At 71.3% G+C, this 15,695-nt stretch carries 10 protein-coding genes and 1 pseudogene; 6 read left to right on the top strand and 5 right to left on the bottom strand.

Annotated elements, in window-relative coordinates; genetic code table 11:
- Positions 1-67 precede the first annotated feature (67 nt).
- The 3 genes from ACZ7J0_RS13225 to ACZ7J0_RS13215 all read left to right on the top strand — a co-directional run bounded on the left by ACZ7J0_RS13225 (position 68) and on the right by ACZ7J0_RS13215 (position 2,840).
- Positions 68-535, top strand: coding sequence for an SseB family protein (locus ACZ7J0_RS13225; protein WP_468709113.1), 468 nt, complete (start codon positions 68-70; stop codon positions 533-535).
- Between the two features lie 116 nt (positions 536-651).
- A complete protein-coding gene (locus ACZ7J0_RS13220; RefSeq protein WP_470886828.1) occupies positions 652-1,632 on the top strand; it encodes a pirin family protein in 981 nt (326 codons plus the stop codon).
- A 113-nt stretch (positions 1,633-1,745) separates the two neighbouring features.
- Positions 1,746-2,840 (top strand): AI-2E family transporter, encoded by a 1,095-nt coding sequence (locus ACZ7J0_RS13215; RefSeq protein ID WP_470886826.1) that lies wholly within the window; start codon positions 1,746-1,748, stop codon positions 2,838-2,840.
- Between the two features lie 25 nt (positions 2,841-2,865).
- On the opposite strand, the gene ACZ7J0_RS13210 is transcribed toward ACZ7J0_RS13215, so the two are convergent.
- Both ACZ7J0_RS13210 and ACZ7J0_RS13205 read right to left on the bottom strand, forming a co-directional pair.
- On the bottom strand, positions 2,866-3,678 hold the full coding sequence (locus ACZ7J0_RS13210) for an MBL fold metallo-hydrolase (RefSeq protein WP_470886824.1): 813 nt from the start codon (positions 3,676-3,678) through the stop codon (positions 2,866-2,868).
- A gap of 114 nt (positions 3,679-3,792) precedes the next feature.
- A complete protein-coding gene (locus ACZ7J0_RS13205) occupies positions 3,793-5,865 on the bottom strand; it encodes an ATP-binding SpoIIE family protein phosphatase (protein WP_470886822.1) in 2,073 nt (690 codons plus the stop codon).
- Positions 5,866-5,989: 124 nt separating this feature from the next.
- Between ACZ7J0_RS13205 and aspS the strand changes: the two genes are divergently transcribed.
- The gene (gene aspS / locus ACZ7J0_RS13200) at positions 5,990-7,813 is read left to right on the top strand and encodes an aspartate--tRNA ligase (protein WP_470886820.1); all 1,824 of its coding nucleotides are present in this window, start codon (positions 5,990-5,992) and stop codon (positions 7,811-7,813) included.
- Between the two features lie 82 nt (positions 7,814-7,895).
- On the opposite strand, the gene ACZ7J0_RS13195 is transcribed toward aspS, so the two are convergent.
- Together ACZ7J0_RS13195 and metG are read right to left on the bottom strand one after the other, a co-directional pair.
- Positions 7,896-10,469, bottom strand: a complete 2,574-nt coding sequence (locus tag ACZ7J0_RS13195) for an FG-GAP repeat domain-containing protein (RefSeq protein WP_470886818.1) — start codon at positions 10,467-10,469, stop codon at positions 7,896-7,898.
- A 131-nt stretch (positions 10,470-10,600) separates the two neighbouring features.
- A pseudogene (gene metG, locus ACZ7J0_RS13190) lies at positions 10,601-12,219 on the bottom strand (methionine--tRNA ligase).
- Between the two features lie 134 nt (positions 12,220-12,353).
- Between metG and ACZ7J0_RS13185 the strand changes: the two are divergent.
- Together ACZ7J0_RS13185 and ACZ7J0_RS13180 are read left to right on the top strand one after the other, a co-directional pair.
- Complete coding sequence (locus tag ACZ7J0_RS13185) at positions 12,354-13,007, top strand: response regulator transcription factor (RefSeq protein WP_470887306.1); 654 nt, start codon at positions 12,354-12,356, stop codon at positions 13,005-13,007.
- On the top strand, positions 13,004-14,182 hold the full coding sequence (locus ACZ7J0_RS13180) for a sensor histidine kinase (RefSeq protein WP_470886816.1): 1,179 nt from the start codon (positions 13,004-13,006) through the stop codon (positions 14,180-14,182). The genes ACZ7J0_RS13185 and ACZ7J0_RS13180 overlap by 4 nt, the downstream gene beginning before the upstream one ends.
- Here the strand turns inward: ACZ7J0_RS13180 and ACZ7J0_RS13175 are convergent.
- On the bottom strand, positions 14,179-15,519 hold the full coding sequence (locus ACZ7J0_RS13175; protein ID WP_470886814.1) for a VWA domain-containing protein: 1,341 nt from the start codon (positions 15,517-15,519) through the stop codon (positions 14,179-14,181). The genes ACZ7J0_RS13180 and ACZ7J0_RS13175 overlap by 4 nt on opposite strands.
- Positions 15,520-15,695: the final 176 nt, after the last annotated feature.

The following is a 15,695-nucleotide window of genomic DNA, read 5'->3' as shown; positions in this document are numbered from 1 at the left end:
TGATGCTACCCGTCGGTAATAAGAGCAACCCCTATCCCCATATCTGTGACGCAGTAGGCTCTGGAACATGTACGGCTACGAGCAGAATCAGGGTGCCCAGCAGCAGTACGCCCCGCCGCCGCAGCAGCAGATGCAGGGCGGATACGGCCAGCAGCCGCCGCTGTACCCGGAGCCGTCCCCGCCGTCGCTCGCCGACGCCGTGCGGGCCTTCACCACCGGGTCGATGGCCGCCGAGGACTTCCAGCAGATCTTCGCGACCTCCAAGGTCTACTGCCCCCGCGGCGACAACCCCGGCTTCCTCGCGCTGCACAACACCCAGCAGCCCGTCATCCCGATGTTCACCTCCCTCAAGGAGCTGCGCCGGTACGCGGGCAAGGAGTCCAAGTACTTCGTGATCACCGGCGCCGAGGTGATCGATCTGCTGCCCACCGGGTACGGCTTCGTCCTCGACATGGAGGGGGACCACCGGATGGTCTTCGACGCCAAGGCCGTGGAGCAGATGGTCGACTTCGCGATGCGCCGCATGTACGGCTAGGCGGTCGTCGCCGTCAGCCGGAGCGCCCGGGGGGAATGCCTCCCGGGCGTTCCGCGTTCCCGGTGGCAGGAAGTTCATCCTTCAACTAAACTGGTCGACAAGAAGGAGGTCCCGCCATGCCCGCTGTGACTGTGGAGAACCCGCTCACCCTGCCGCGCGTCAGCGCCCCGGCCGACGCCGTCGCGCGTCCGGTCCTCGCCGTGACCACGGCGCCCACGGGGTTGGAGGGGGAGGGCTTCCCGGTGCGCCGCGCGTTCGCCGGGATCAACTACCAGTACCTCGACCCGTTCATCATGATGGATCAGATGGGCGAGGTGGAGTACGGACCGGGAGAGGCGAGGGGCACTCCCTGGCACCCCCACCGCGGCTTCGAGACCGTCACCTACCTGATCGACGGAACCTTCGTCCACCAGGACAGCAACGGCGGCGGCGGAACCATCCAGAACGGGGACACCCAGTGGATGACCGCCGGTTCGGGCCTGCTGCACATCGAGGCCCCGCCGGAGCGTCTGGTCATGTCGGGCGGGCTCTTCCACGGGCTCCAGCTCTGGGTGAACCTCCCCGCCGCCGACAAGATGATGGACCCCCGCTACCAGGACATCCGCGGCGGCCAGGTCCAGCTCCTCACCTCCCCCGACGGCGGTGCGCTGCTGCGGGTCATCGCGGGTGAGCTCGACGGGAACGAGGGGCCGGGCATCACGCACACCCCGATCACGATGATCCACGCCACACTGCGGCCGGGCGCGCAGATCACGCTGCCGTGGCGCGAGGACTTCAACGGCCTGGCGTACGTCCTGGCCGGACGCGGCGCCGTCGGCACGGAGCGCCGACCCGTCCACATGGGGCAGACCGCGGTCTTCGGCAACGGCGGCTCGCTGACCGTCCGGGCGGACGAGAAGCAGGACGGGCACGCCCCCGACCTGGAGATCGTGCTGCTCGGCGGGCGCCCGATCCGCGAGCCGATGGCGCACTACGGACCGTTCGTCATGAACACCCGTGAGGAGCTCCAGCAGGCCTTCGAGGACTTCCAGAAGGGCCGCCTCGGCAGGATCCCGGCGGTGCACGGCATGCAGGACCAGGAGATCCCGGGCCAGTAGAACCGGTCCGGCAGGCCGCCAAGTACGCCGTACGTTCCGCCCGGGTGACGCACCGTCACCCGGGCGGACCCGTCCGGCGGGCCCGCGCCCGGTGGCCGTGATCGGGTGGGGCCGTGCAGACGCCGCGCTCCAGGACACCGCCGCCCCCACCGCTCCTCCCCCGGCCCGTGCGCCGGCTCGCCGCCTGGTGTGTGGTCGCGCTGCTGGTCGCGGGGGTCGCCGCCGTCGCCATCCGGCTCTGCGTCATCCTGCAGACCGCCGTCACCCCGGTCCTGCTCGCCATCCTCGGCACCGCGCTCCTCGGTCCGCTGCACCGGCGGCTGGTCAAACTCCGGATGAACCGCTCGCTCGCCGCCGGACTCACCTGTGTCGCGGTCGTCGCCGTCGTCGGCGGAGCCACGTACATCGTCGTCAGCGCCCTCATCGAGACCGGCGACCAGATCCTCGACTCGCTGCGGCAGGCGGCCAAGGACCTGACCACACACTTCGGGGCGGCCGGCACCTCCCTCGACGACCTCGCCAAGAACGCCAGGGAACTGCTCTCCAAGTTCGGCGGCACGGCGGCCTCGGGGGTCATCAGCGGCCTCAGCGTGGTCGGCGAGATGGTCGCCATCGCGGTCCTCGCGCTGCTGCTGGTCTTCTTCTTCCTGCGTGACTCGGACAAGGCCGCCGACGCCCTCAAGTCGCTCGCGCCCCACTCCACCGGCGACACCGTCGAGGCGATGGGCCGCCGCGCCTTCGAGGCCGTCGAGGGGTTCATGCGCGGGACGACGTTCATCGCCCTCATCGACGCCCTCTGCATCACCGTCGGCCTGCTGATCCTCCGGGTGCCCGGCGCGGTGGGGCTCGGCGCGCTGGTCTTCGTCGGCGCCTACATCCCCTACTTGGGCGCCTTCCTCTCCGGCGCGGTCGCCGTCCTCGTCGCCCTCGCCGACCGCGGATTCGTCATCGCGCTCTGGGCGCTCGGCGTGGTGCTCGCGGTGCAGGTCCTCGAAGGCCATGTGCTGCAGCCGATGATCCAGAGCCGGACGGTGCAGATGCACCCCGCCGTGGTCATGCTGGCGATCACCGCGGGGGCATCCGTCGCCGGGATCCTCGGCATGCTGCTCGCCGTCCCGGTGACCGCCGCCGCCTTCGGCGTGATCGGGGTGCTGCGCACGCACTACGGATCACCCCCCGACGCGGAGACGCCCGAACGGGCCGAGTGACGTGCGGCGCCCCGGCCGGCACGGGTCAGGCAGCGGCGCTGCCCGGCTCGAATCCGGCCAGCATCTGCTCCAGTGCCTTCTGGTCGGGTCCCACGAAGGGGTCCGCAGAGGTCGCGGCGGCGATCGTGGCGATCATCCGCGGCGCCAGGCCGACCGCGGGTGGCAGATGCGTGCAGAGGACCGTCTCCGGGTCCATGGTCCGCAGCGGCTCCACGGTCGCGAGGTACTGGTCCGGATTGACGAGGTGCACCCACGGACTGTCGATGGTCGCCCACAGCAGCTGCGCGTCGCGCAGATCGTCGGAGGGGATGTCGGCGGCCTGTCCCTGGTCGGCGATCTCGGCGCTGGGCACAGGCCCGCCGAAGCAGTCGGAGCTGAAGCAGGTGCTGGAGCGGTCGTCGTAGAAGCCGACCGTGGCGGGGCTGTCGTAGAGCGGAGGCCGGAAGGCGTGCAACGTGCGGTCGCCGACGTCGAGTGACTGCCCGGGGTTGAGCAGGTAGACCCGGTCCATCGGCAGCGGCCGCTCGGTGGTCATGATCCCGGCGCCGAGGAACGTCGTCACGATCCGCGCCTCGGGTGCCGCGTCGAGCAGAGCGAACAGACCACCGGTGTGGTCCCGGTCGGGGTGGGTCAGCCAGATCCAGCGGACGTCGGCGGGGTCCATGACGGAGCCGAGCGTGGCCACGAAGTCCCGGTCGGGCAGCGAGAGCCCGGTGTCGATGACGACGGGCTGCTCGGAGAAGAGGACGAACGCGTTGACCGGGAGGTAGCCGATTCCGGGCACTTCCAGGAAGTCCCGCAGGACCGTGGTGTCACTTCCGACCTTCTGAGTACTCATGGCGGGCTCCGGGGGTCCCCCCTTGCGGCCGTACAGGAACCAGTCTCCTCCAGGGGGGTACCGGACGCCCGTCGGCCGCCGGTCGTGGATGCCCGCCGGCCGGCGAAGGGCGGGCTACTCCGGCGCGGCCATGTCCTCGTACAGCTCGAACCAGATGGACTTGCCCTCGCCCCTCGGGTCCACGCCCCACGCGTGCGCCAGCATCTCCATCAGGACGAGACCGCGCCCCGACGACGCCATCTCACCCGGCCGCCGCCTGTGCGGCAGTTCGTCGCTGGCGTCCGCGACCTCCACCCGCAGTCGGCGCGCCCCGTGCGCGCCCGTCGCCTCCGCGACGAGCAGTGCGTCGCCGTCCGTGTGGACGAGGACGTTGGTGATCATCTCGGAGACCATCAGAACCGCCGAGTCGAGCTGCTCGTCGTCGGTCCAGTCGTGCAGGAGCTGGCGGATCTGCTGCCGGGCCGCCGCGATCCGCTCCGGCTCGGCCTGGGCGATGGTCATGGCGGTGCGCCGGGGGGCCTCGGGGGCGGCGCTGCCCAGGCGGGACAGCAGCAGGATCGCGATGTCGTCCTCGCGGCGGTCGGCGAGGGGGCCGGTCGTGTAGTGGGAGCCGGGCCCGTGGACGGCCTCCACCAGGGTGTCGGCGAGCTCCTCGAGCGATGCGCCGTCGTGCGCCTCCAGCAGCTTGCGGATCCGGGCCCAGCCGGAGTCGAGGTCGTGCCCGCCGGTTTCCAGGAGACCGTCGGTGCAGATCATCAGGGTCTCGCCCGGTTCCAGGGTCAGCCGGGTCGTCGGATAGTCCGTGTCGGGGACGATGCCCAGCGGCAGCCCGCCGGCCGTGGGCCGCAGCAGGACCGTTCCGTCGGTCATCCGGACGGCCGGGTCCGGGTGCCCGGCCCGGGCGATGTCGAGCGTGCCGGTGGCCGGGTCGACCTCCAGATAGAGACAGGTCGCGAAGCGGGGCGAATGGTCCTCCTCGGCCCCGTCGGTGATGCCGTAGAGGAAGCGGGAGGCGCGGGAGAGCACCGCGTCCGGCCGGTGGCCCTCGGAGGCGTAGGCGCGCAGCGCGATCCGCAGCTGACCCATCAGCCCGGCGGCCCGTACGTCATGGCCCTGGACGTCACCGATGACCAGGGCGATGCGGCCCCCAGGGAGCTGGATCATGTCGTACCAGTCGCCGCCGACCTGGAGCCCGCCGCCGGTCGGTACGTACCGCGCGGCGACCGAGAGCCCGGGGATGCCGGGACCGAGGACCGGCATCATCGAGCGCTGCAGGCCCAGCGACAGCTCGCGCTCCGACTCGGCGACGCCGGCCCGGGCGAGGGCCTGGGCCAGCATCCGGGCCACCGTCGTCAGCACGGAACGCTCGTCGGGGGTGAAGGCGACGGGGTGTTTGAAGGCGGCCATCCAGGCGCCTATCGTGCTGCCCGCGACGATCAGGGGCAGAAAGCTCCAGGACTCCCGGCCGAATCGTTTCGCCAGAGGCCAGGTCGCGGGAAAGCGGCGCCGGTACTCCTCCGGAGTCGGCAGATAGATCGCCCGCCCGGTCCGCACGACCTCCGCCGCCGGGTAGTCCATGTCCAGCGCCAGGTCCGTGAAGGGGCCCTCGTCGCCGGAGTCGTGCCCGTGGTGCCCGATGATCGTCAGCCGGTCGCCGCGCACCCCGAAGACCGCCAGCCCGTCCGGCGAGAACCCCGGCATGGAGAGGGAGGCTGCGACCCGCAGCACCTCCGCCGTCGACCGGGCCTCGGCCAGCGCCCGCCCCGCGTCCAGCAGGAACGCCTCGCGCGAGCGCCGCCAGTCGCCGGTCACGGGGGTGGCCGCGGCGGTGCCGGGCTGCGGCTCGGCGACCTCCTGGAGCGTGCCGACGAGCTGGTAGTCGTTCCCCTCGATCATCGGCTTCGACCGGCTGCGTACGGTACGGATGACCCGGCCGCTCTCGTCCATGATCCGCAGACGGGCCTCGGCGAGCGTTCCCTCGGCGACGGCGAGATGGACGACCCCGTCGATCTCGTTCCAGTCGACCGGATGGAAACGCGCGCGCACCGCCGCCTCGGTGAGCTCGGCTGGCTGGGCGGGCAGCCCGAGCAGCCGGGCGGCCTCCGCGTCGAGGGTGACGATCCCGGAGGCGTTGTCCCAGCGCCACAGACCGGTCGCGATCGCGGCCAGGACGTCCTCGGTACGCATTGCCCCACCATAAGAAGATCGTGCGGGAAATCGCCACTGAGAGTATTCGAAAAGGGATCTTGGGGTGGACGGTAACCTTGACCAGTCGAGCCCTATCCCAATCCTGAAGACTGGATGAACGACGATGCATCGGTACAGGTCCCACACCTGCGGCGAGCTCCGCGCCTCTGACGTCGGCACCGACGTCCGGCTGAGTGGCTGGCTGCACAATCGGCGTGACCTGGGCGGCATCCTCTTCATCGATCTGCGCGATCACTACGGCATCACGCAGCTCGTCGCCCGGCCCGGCACCAAGGCCGCCGAGGTCCTCGACAAGCTGACCAAGGAGACGGTCGTCCGGATCGACGGCAAGGTCGTCTCCCGCGGCGCCGAGAACGTCAACCCGGAGCTCCCCACCGGCGAGATCGAGATCGAGGCCGCCGACGTCGAGGTCCTGGGCGCGGCCAAGCAGATTCCGTTCACCATCAACGCCGACGACGGCGTCAACGAGGAGCGGCGCCTGGAGTACCGCTTCCTCGACCTGCGCCGCGAGCGCATGCACCGCAACATCATGCTGCGCACCGCGGTCATCTCCGCGATGCGGCAGAAGATGACGGCGCTCGGCTTCAACGAGATGGCGACCCCGATCCTCGCCGCGACCTCCCCCGAGGGCGCCCGCGACTTCGTCGTCCCGTCCCGCCTGAACCCGGGCAAGTTCTACGCGCTCCCGCAGGCCCCGCAGCAGTTCAAGCAGCTGCTGATGATCTCCGGCTTCGACCGCTACTTCCAGATCGCGCCCTGCTTCCGCGACGAGGACGCCCGCGCCGACCGCTCACCGGGTGAGTTCTACCAGCTCGACATCGAGATGAGCTTCGTCGAGCAGGAGGACGTCTTCCAGCCCGTCGAGAAGCTGATGACCGAGCTCTTCGAGGAGTTCGGCGGCGGCCGCCACGTCACCTCGCCGTTCCCGCGGATCCCGTTCCGCGAGTCGATGCTGAAGTACGGCTCCGACAAGCCCGACCTGCGCGCCAAGCTCGAACTGGTCGACATCTCCGACGTCTTCGAGGCCTCCGAGTTCAAGGCGTTCGCCGGCAAGCACGTCCGCGCGCTCGCCGTGCCGAACACCGCCGACCAGACGCGGAAGTTCTTCGACGGCCTCGGCGACTACGCCGTCGAGCAGGGCGCGAAGGGCCTGGCCTGGGTGCGCGTGGCCGAGGACGGCTCGCTCACCGGCCCGATCGCCAAGTTCCTCACCGAGGAGAACGTCAAGGTCCTCACCGAGCGCCTCGGCCTCGAGGCCGGCCACGCCGTCTTCTTCGGCGCGGGCGAGTTCGACGAGGTCTCGAAGATCATGGGCGCGGTCCGCGTCGAGGCCGCCAAGCGCGCCGGCCACTTCGAGGAGGGCGTCTTCCGCTTCTGCTGGATCGTCGACTTCCCGATGTACGAGAAGGACGAGGAGACCGGCAAGATCGACTTCTCGCACAACCCGTTCTCCATGCCGCAGGGCGGTCTGGAGGCCCTGGAGACCCAGGCCCCGCTGGACATCCTCGGCTGGCAGTACGACATCGTCTGCAACGGCATCGAGCTGTCCTCCGGCGCGATCCGGAACCACGAGCCCGAGATCATGTTCAAGGCCTTCGAGATCGCGGGCTACTCCCGCGAGACCGTCGAGCACGAGTTCGCGGGCATGCTCCGCGCCTTCGAGTACGGCGCCCCGCCGCACGGTGGCATCGCCCCGGGTGTCGACCGCATCGTGATGCTGCTCGCCGACGAGCCGAACATCCGCGAGACGATCGCCTTCCCGCTCAACGGCAACGCCCAGGACCTGCTGATGGGTGCCCCCACGGAGCTCGACGAGACCCGTCTGCGGGAGCTCAACCTCCAGCTCCGCAAGCCGGTCGCGGCCAAGGAGAAGCCGGCCGACGGCCGCCCGGTCACCGAGGCCGTCCACCCGGACGCCGCGCGGTAACACCAGGAGCCCAGCCGGAAGGGGCCCGGGATCCGAAAGGGATCCCGGGCCCCTTCCGCGTGTGGGAGCGGATCGATCCGGGTCAGTGGAGGGTGTAGCCCTGCCAGCCGGTGGCGATCTTCGTGCGCGGGCCGAAGGTGCCCTTGCCCGTGCCGTCGTAACGCCACAGGGCACCCGAGGTGTCCCGGGCGAGGAGGTCGCCGCGGCCGTCCCCGGTGATGTCGCCCGTGCCGACGAGGGCGTTGTACGAGCTTCCCCAGTCGGTGGCGCGCAGGACGCGGGTGCCGAACGTGCCGGTGCCGGTGCCGTACACGCGCCACAGCTCGTTCGAGTTGTCGTGGAGGAGCAGGTCGCCGTTGCCGTCGCCGTTGGTGTCGCCGACGCCGACGATCTTCTTGTAGCCCTTGAAGGCGGTGCTCAGCTTCACGGCGGGGGCGAGGTACCCGGTGCTGTTGGTCGCGTAGAGGTACAGCGCGCCGGTCGAGGGGTTGCGGGTGACCAGGTCGGGGCGGCCGTCGCGGTTGACGTCGCCGGGCGACGTGAGGACGTCGAAGGCGTTCCAGCCCGAGCCGAGGACCTTGTGCGCGGTGGTGGGCGTGACGGCGGCCCCGCAGGCCGGGGTGTAGCGCCGCATCTCGCCGTTCGGCATGCGTACGAGGACGTCGTTGCAGCGGTCACCGTTCATGTCGCCCATGGGGACGGGCCGGACGCCGGCCGGCCAGCCGGTGCCGGTGACGGTGCCGGCGGGCCTTCCGGTGGCGGGGTCGCCGTAGGAGATGCGCAGGCCGCCGCCGGTGGTGACGGAGAAGAGGTCACCGATCCCGTCCGGCGTCTTGGCGCTGCCGCCGAAGTCCCGCGGCACGGCGGCCCCACCGGTCACGGTGATGCTGCCCGAGGCGAGGACGGCGCTGGTCGTGGCGTACGGCTGCTGGCCGTTCAGGGTCCACGTCATCCGGCCGTTGGGGGCGGTGGCGTTGGGGTCCTTGTCGCCCCGGCCGTTCCACTTCGGTGCGGCCTTGGTCCCGCTGCCGCCGAAGGTCTTGAAGACCTGGCCGGACCGGTCCTTGAGGGTCAGGGTCCAGTCGGCCGATTGGTTGAGGGACCAGGACGGGGTCCACACCGTGTTGCCGGTGGTGGTCCCGGCGAGGGCGACCGTCACGGGGACCGTGGAGCCGGTCACGGCGACCGCGGGCTCGGCGAGGGTCCGGGCGGAGTGGAGGCTCACCGTCCGGTCGGGTCGGTCGTCGTGCCACAGGACGGCGGCCTGCCCGGCGGGACCCGCCGCGATGTCCGCGACGGGGTTCGCGCCGAAGCCCTCGCTGTCGGGCAGCCCGGCGGCCTGGGTCCAGGTGTCGTCGGAGGAGGTCCGCGCGGCCTGCTGCACGATCGGGTGGTAGGACCCGTTGGAGTAGACCCGCTCGGTCCACACCACGCGCGCGGTGCCGTCCGGGCCGATCGAGACCTCGTGTCGGGAGTGGGCGTTGCCGCCCTGGGAGACGGCCCTGGTCGGCCCCCAGGCAGGGGCGCCCGCGGTCAGGGTCGAGCTGCGGATGGTGGTCGGGGCACTGTCGCCGCCGTCCCGCCAGTCCCACCAGACGAGCGTCACGTCGCCGTCGGGCGCGATCAGCGGCTCCGGTGACGGGACGGTGGTCTCGTTCGCGTAGATCGGCACGGCCTTGGGCGCGTCCCAGCCGGCCGCCGCGCTCCTGCGGACGGACGCGCGCAGGCTCTGGGTGCCTTCCTCGCCCTCGCGCACGTCCTGCAGTGACCAGGTGAGGGCCAGCGAACCGTCGGGCCCCGCACCGATGTTGGGGTCGTTGGTCCCGGCGTCGGGTACGGACATCGGCACCGGGGCGCCCCACGCGGCGGCGGGGCCGGGGCGGGTGACCGTCTCGACGACCGCCAGGCCGTCCGGGGTGGTGTGCCGGTAGGCGATCACGGCCGTGCCCTGGGTGTCGACGGCGACGTCGGGGCCGTCGACCGATTCCTTCTCGGCGGCGGTGGCCACCGGAGCGGGTGCGGTCCAGGTCCCGTCGGCGGAGCGGCTCGCCGTGATGATGACGGCGCCGGTGTCGGAGCCCGTCGGGCGCGAGGACCAGACCGCGGTGACGGTGCCCTGGGGCCCGGCGGCCAGGCGCAGGTTCGTCACGGACAGGCCGGCGTCGGTGCCGAGGACTTCCTTCGACTCCGACCAGGCGCCGGCGGTCACGGTGGCGGAGACCACCCGGGCCGCCGAGGCGGGCGCGTCGGGGCCGGCGTCCTCGGGCCATTCGACCCACAGGGCGGTGACCTGGCCATTGCCCCCGGCGACCAGTGTGACGTCGCCCCGCGAAGTCGGCGTCGTCGCGAGCGTACGGGCGGGCCCGAACCTGTCGCTGTGCGCGGGGCGGACCGCCGCGTAGAGCCTGCGCGAGTCGTCGGGGTTCCGCCCGTTCCACAGGGCCACCGCCGAGCCGTCGGAGGCGATCACCAGGTCCTGGGCGTTGATGAGTTCTTCGTCGCCGCTCACCTGCGTGGACCGGTTCCACGGCGGCAGCGTCGCGGCGGCCGCCGGGCTGGCGGTGAGCAGCGGATGGGCGAGGCCACCCGAGACGATCAGCGCGGCGGCGGTGATGGATGCGGCCAGTCGGCCGCGCGTGTGGGCGTGTACGCCCATGAAGCAGTCCCCCTCAACTTGTTGATCATGAGGTGGGACAGCCGGTGGCCCCGAATGGTTGTACGAGGGGCCCCGCACCGGTACCGGTGCGGGGCCCCTCGCCGTACGTCCGCGTGTTCCCGCGGGAGCCGCTAGTCCTTCTTCGGCTCCTCCAGGCGCGGGAACAGCACCGCGCCCTTCGTCACCGTCGCGCCGACCGGCAGCAGGCCCCATGTGCCCGCGTCCTGGATCCGCTGGGCGGCCAGGGGACCCAGGTCGGCCGGCTCGGCGCCGAGCGAGTCCCACAGCGCCTGTGAGGTCTCCGGCATGACCGGGTTCAGCAGGACCGCGACCGCGCGCAGGGACTCCGCGGCGGTGTAGAGGATCGTCGCCAGGCGGGCCCGGCCCTCGTCCGAGTCGTCCTTGGCCACCTTCCACGGCTCCTGCTCCGTGATGTAGCCGTTGACCTGCTTCACGAAGTCGAAGATCGCCAGGATGCCGCCCTGGAAGTCCAGCTCCTCGCCGATCTTCCGGTCGGCCTCGGACACGGCCTTCGCCATCCCCTCGGCGACGGCCTTCTCGGCCTCGCCGGACGCGGTGGCCTCCGGCAGGGTCCCGCCGAAGTACTTGCCGACCATGGCGGCGACGCGGGAGGCGAGGTTGCCGTAGTCGTTGGCCAGCTCGGAGGTGTAGCGGGCGGTGAAGTCCTCCCACGAGAACGAGCCGTCGCTGCCGAACGCGATCGCGCGCAGGAAGTACCAGCGGTAGGCGTCCACGCCGAAGTGCGAGGTCAGGTCCTGCGGCTTGATGCCGGTCAGGTTCGACTTCGACATCTTCTCGCCGCCGACCATCAGCCAGCCGTTCGCCGCGACCTTGCCGGGGACCGGCAGGCCCTGCGCCATCAGCATCGCCGGCCAGATCACCGCGTGGAAGCGGAGGATGTCCTTGCCCACCAGGTGCACGTTCGCCGGGAACGTCTCGTCGAACTTCGCCTGGTTCGCGCCGTAGCCGACGGCCGTCGCGTAGTTCAGGAGCGCGTCGACCCACACGTAGATGACGTGCTTGTCGTCCCACGGGATCGGGATGCCCCAGTCGAAGGTGGAGCGGGAGATCGACAGGTCCTGCAGGCCCTGCTTGACGAAGTTCAGCACCTCGTTGCGGGCCGACTCGGGCTGGATGAAGTCCGGGTTCGCCTCGTAGAACTCCAGCAGCTTCGGGCCGTACTCGCTCAGCTTGAAGAAGTAGTTCTCCTCCTTGAGGATCTCCACCGGCTTCTTGTGGACCGGGCAGAGCTTCACGCCCTGCTCGTCCTCGATCAGGTCACCGGGGAGCTTGTACTCCTCACAGCCCACGCAGTACGGGCCTTCGTACCCGCCCTTGTAGATCTCGCCCTTGTCGTACAGGTCCTGCACGAACTCCTGCACACGGTCCGTGTGCCGCTTCTCCGTCGTACGGATGAAGTCGTCGTTCGCGATGTTCAGGTGCTCCCAGAGGGGCTTCCAGGCCTCCTCGACGAGCTTGTCGCACCACGCCTGCGGGCTGACGTCGTTCGCCTCCGCGGTGCGCATGATCTTCTGACCGTGCTCGTCCGTGCCGGTGAGGTACCACACCTTCTCGCCACGCTGACGGTGCCAGCGCGTGAGCACGTCGCCTGCGACGGTCGTGTAGGCGTGGCCCAGGTGAGGAGCGTCGTTGACGTAGTAAATGGGGGTCGATACGTAGAAAGCCTTCACGCCTTCGCCCCCTGCTTCTCGGATCCAGTGGCCGCCATGGTCGAAATCCTAACGGTCCGTTGAAGATCCATTCACATCGATAAGAGGCGGAGAGGTTTGCGAAACCTCCACTCGCGTAGAAAGGCTCATCCGGGGAGGACGGGGGAGCGGCGGCGTGAGCGAGGACGAGAGCATGCGGGTACTGGTCGCGGAGGACGAGCAGGTGCTCGCCGAGCTCGTCGCCACCGGGCTGCGGCGGGCGGGATTCGCCGTCGACACCGTCTACAGCGGAGACGCGGCCCTCGCCTACCTCGGGCTGCACGACTACGACGTGGTCGTCCTCGACCGGGACCTTCCGCGCGTCCACGGCGACGACGTCGCGCGGGAGCTGGTCGCCGGGGCGTCCCGGACGCGGATCCTGATGCTGACCGCCTCCGCGTCCACGGAGGACCGGGTCGAGGGCCTGGACCTGGGCGCCGACGACTATCTGGGCAAGCCCTTCGAGTTTCCCGAGCTGGTCTCCCGGGTGCGGGCCCTGCGACGGCGCAGCGCCCGTCCCGTACCGCCGCTGCTGGAGCGCGAGGGGCTGCGGCTGGACACCGTCCGCAGGACGGCCTCCCGGGACGGCCGGGACCTCGATCTCTCACCGAAGGAGTTCTCGGTGCTCCAGATCCTGCTGGAGGCCGACGGGGCGCCGGTCTCGGCCGAGGAGCTGCTGGAGCGGGCCTGGGACGCGCACGCCGACCCGTTCACGGGCGCGGTACGGGTCTGCATGAGCAAGCTGCGCGGAAAGCTCGGGGAACCGGCCGTGATCCGCACGGTCCAGGGTGTGGGGTACGCGTTGTGATCGGCCCGGGGTCCACGATCCGTACGCGGATCGCGCTCGTCTACGGCGGTGCCTTCCTGGTCCTCGGGGCCGGCCTGCTGGTGATCGTGAACCTGTTGTCCCGGGCGGGGACGGAGAACCGCGTCGCCGAACTCCGCTCGGAGTCCGTCCCGGGGGTCTTCATGCCCGCCTCACCCGCGTCCGAGGCGTCCGAGGCGTCGGAGGCGTCCGAGGTCTCGCGGGTGCTGGCCTACCGGCTCACCGACACCGTCCAGGACGTGGCCTGGCAGCAGATGCTGATCTGGTCGTCGTTCGCCCTCCTCGCGATGGCGCTGTGCGCGGTCGCCGTGGGCTGGTGGACCGCCGGGCGGGTGCTGCGGCCCGTGCACACCATGACGGAGAGGGCGCGCGAGCTGTCCGAGCGCGACCTGCGCGTGGGGGCGCCCTCGGACGGGGTCTGGGGGAGGATCGCGGCGAGCGGCCCCGATGACGAACTGAAGCAGCTCGGCGACACGATCGACGCGCTGCTCGGGCGCCTGGAGGCGGCCTTCGACAGCCAGCGGCGATTCATCGCGAACGCCTCCCACGAGCTGCGGACGCCGCTGGCGACGCAGCGTACGGCGATCCAGGTGGGCCTGGACGAGTCGGCGTCGGCGGACGAACTCGCCGCGACCCGGCGGGTGCTCCTGGACAGCAACCGGCGCAGTGAGCGGCTCATCGAGGGGCTGCTGGTGCTCGCGCGCAGCGAACGGGGGCTGGAGGAACGCGAGGACGTCGACCTGGAGGAGGTCGTCACGGAGGAGGCCGAACGGCACGGGCTGCGGGCGGTGGCGGGGCGCGGCGGGGTCGTGAGGGGCAACCGGGCCCTGCTCGCCCAGCTGGTGGGGAACCTGTTCGCCAACGCGCTCGCCCACAACGTGCCGGGCGGGCGGGCCGAGGTGGCCGTGGAGGGTGGGGTGCTGGTCGTGACCAACACGGGTCCGCCGGTCGCCGCGTCGGACATCCCCGGACTCTTCGAACCCTTCCGGCGGGGCGAGGGGCGGGACCGGATGGGCCCCGGCGCGGGCCTCGGGCTCTCCATCGTCCGCTCGATCGCGATGGCCCACGGAGGCACGGTCACGGCCGTGCCCGGCCCCGAGGGGGGCGGCCTCGCCGTCACCGTGACGCTCCCGGTGACGGCGAGGTCCGGTTCCTAGCCCTTGGTCTCGCCGTCGGCGTCGTCCGCGCCGTCGCCCTTCCAGGCGCCGAGCAGCGCGCGGAAGAACGCCGGGTGCGGGGTCTCGGCGGGCGTCGGGCCCGCGTGGAAGAAGCCCGCGTTCTCCGCCTGGAGCTTGCGGAGGTAGTCGAAGCCCTTGGCGTCCTCCTCGCCGAACGCCACGAACTGCCAGAAGACCGGCTTGCCGGCCGCGTCGGCGAGCGCCTGGGTGGCGGCCGTACGGGACTCCGGGGCCCCGTCCGTCTGGAACACGACGAACGCGGGCCGCTGGGGGCCGGCCTTCTCGTGCTGGGCCAGGACCTCTTCGATGGCGCGGTGGTAGTTCGTCCGCCCCATCCGGCCGAGGGACTCGTGCAGTACCTCGATCCGGCCGTCGACGTTGTCGAGGGTCAGCTCGCCGGTGCCGTCGATCTCGGTCGAGAAGAAGACCACCGGCACGGTCGCGTCCTCGTCGAGGTGCGCGGCGAGGGCGAGGGCCTGCTCGGCGAGGTGCTGGGCGCTCCCGTCCTTGTAGAACCCGCGCATGGACAGCGACCGGTCGAGCACCAGGTACACACGGGCGCGGGTACCGGTGAGGCCCTGCTTCTTGAGGACCGCGCCGGCGGCCTTGTAGGCGTCGGCGAGCTGGGGCGCGCGGCTCTTGACCCGGGCGAGGGCGAGAGCGGGCTTACCGGCGGGGGCGACGGCCTCCGGCGCGGCTTCCTCGACGGCCTCGGGAGCCTTGACGGGCTCGGGGGTCTCGGGAGCCCCGGCAGCCGCGACCGGCTCAGGAGCCTCGACGGGCTCGGCGGTTTCGGCGGCCGCGACGGGCTCGGGAGCCTCGACCGTCTTGGGAGCCTCGACGGGCTCGGGGGTCTCGGCGGCCGCGACCGGCTCCGGCTCGGCCACCGGCTCGGCCTCGGGCAGAACCTCGGGTTCCGTGACGGTCTCGGGGGCCTCGACGATCTCGCGGTTCTCGACCGCCTCAGCCGTCTCGACCGCGTCCACCGCCTCCGGCCCGGCCGGCTCCTCGACGGCAGCCACCGCCTCCGGCTCCTTCACCGGCTCCGGTTCCTCCCGCGCCGCCGGCACCGTCGTCGCCGTCGGCTTCGGGTTGTCGAAGGAGGCGGCCACCAGGTCCGCCGCCGCCTTCTCCACCGGCGAAGAGGCCGCGTCCTGCGCCCGCTCCCGGGGTCGTTCCTGTGCGGGGACCGACGCCTGCGCGGGCGCGTCCTGGGCCGTGCGTTCCGTCTGGGCCGGGACGGAGGCTGCCGCCGACTCGTTACGCTCCGCACGGTCGCGTCCAAACACCTTGCGCAGCAAGCTCCGAATGCCCATGGGCGAGGCCTTTCGCATGAGTTGGGTGCGGTGTATGTCCGTACTGGTAGGAATCATCCCTGGCCAGGGCGGACACGTAAGGTTAGCGGCCCCGTGCGTCGGCAAAAGGCAAGGGTCAATTACGTCAACCGCGCCCCAGTCGCCCCGGATTCATCCCTCGTTCATCCTCCCGCAGC

This window comes from Streptomyces sp. NPDC038280 (assembly GCF_055600045.1).
The sequence above is the reverse complement of the archived record's forward strand: the minus strand, read 5'-3'. Positions and strand labels throughout refer to the sequence as shown.

What these genes read in the sequence shown, in the direction of transcription:
- ACZ7J0_RS13225 (WP_468709113.1), top strand. Translation starts at nt 68, where the DNA reads ATGTACGGCTACGAGCAGAATCAGGGTGCCCAGCAGCAGTACGCCCCG.
- ACZ7J0_RS13220 (WP_470886828.1), top strand. Translation starts at nt 652, where the DNA reads ATGCCCGCTGTGACTGTGGAGAACCCGCTCACCCTGCCGCGCGTCAGC.
- ACZ7J0_RS13210 (WP_470886824.1), bottom strand. Translation starts at nt 3,678, where the DNA reads ATGAGTACTCAGAAGGTCGGAAGTGACACCACGGTCCTGCGGGACTTC.
- ACZ7J0_RS13205 (WP_470886822.1), bottom strand. Translation starts at nt 5,865, where the DNA reads ATGCGTACCGAGGACGTCCTGGCCGCGATCGCGACCGGTCTGTGGCGC.
- aspS (WP_470886820.1), top strand. Translation starts at nt 5,990, where the DNA reads ATGCATCGGTACAGGTCCCACACCTGCGGCGAGCTCCGCGCCTCTGAC.
- ACZ7J0_RS13195 (WP_470886818.1), bottom strand. Translation starts at nt 10,469, where the DNA reads ATGGGCGTACACGCCCACACGCGCGGCCGACTGGCCGCATCCATCACC.
- ACZ7J0_RS13185 (WP_470887306.1), top strand. Translation starts at nt 12,354, where the DNA reads ATGCGGGTACTGGTCGCGGAGGACGAGCAGGTGCTCGCCGAGCTCGTC.
- ACZ7J0_RS13175 (WP_470886814.1), bottom strand. Translation starts at nt 15,519, where the DNA reads ATGGGCATTCGGAGCTTGCTGCGCAAGGTGTTTGGACGCGACCGTGCG.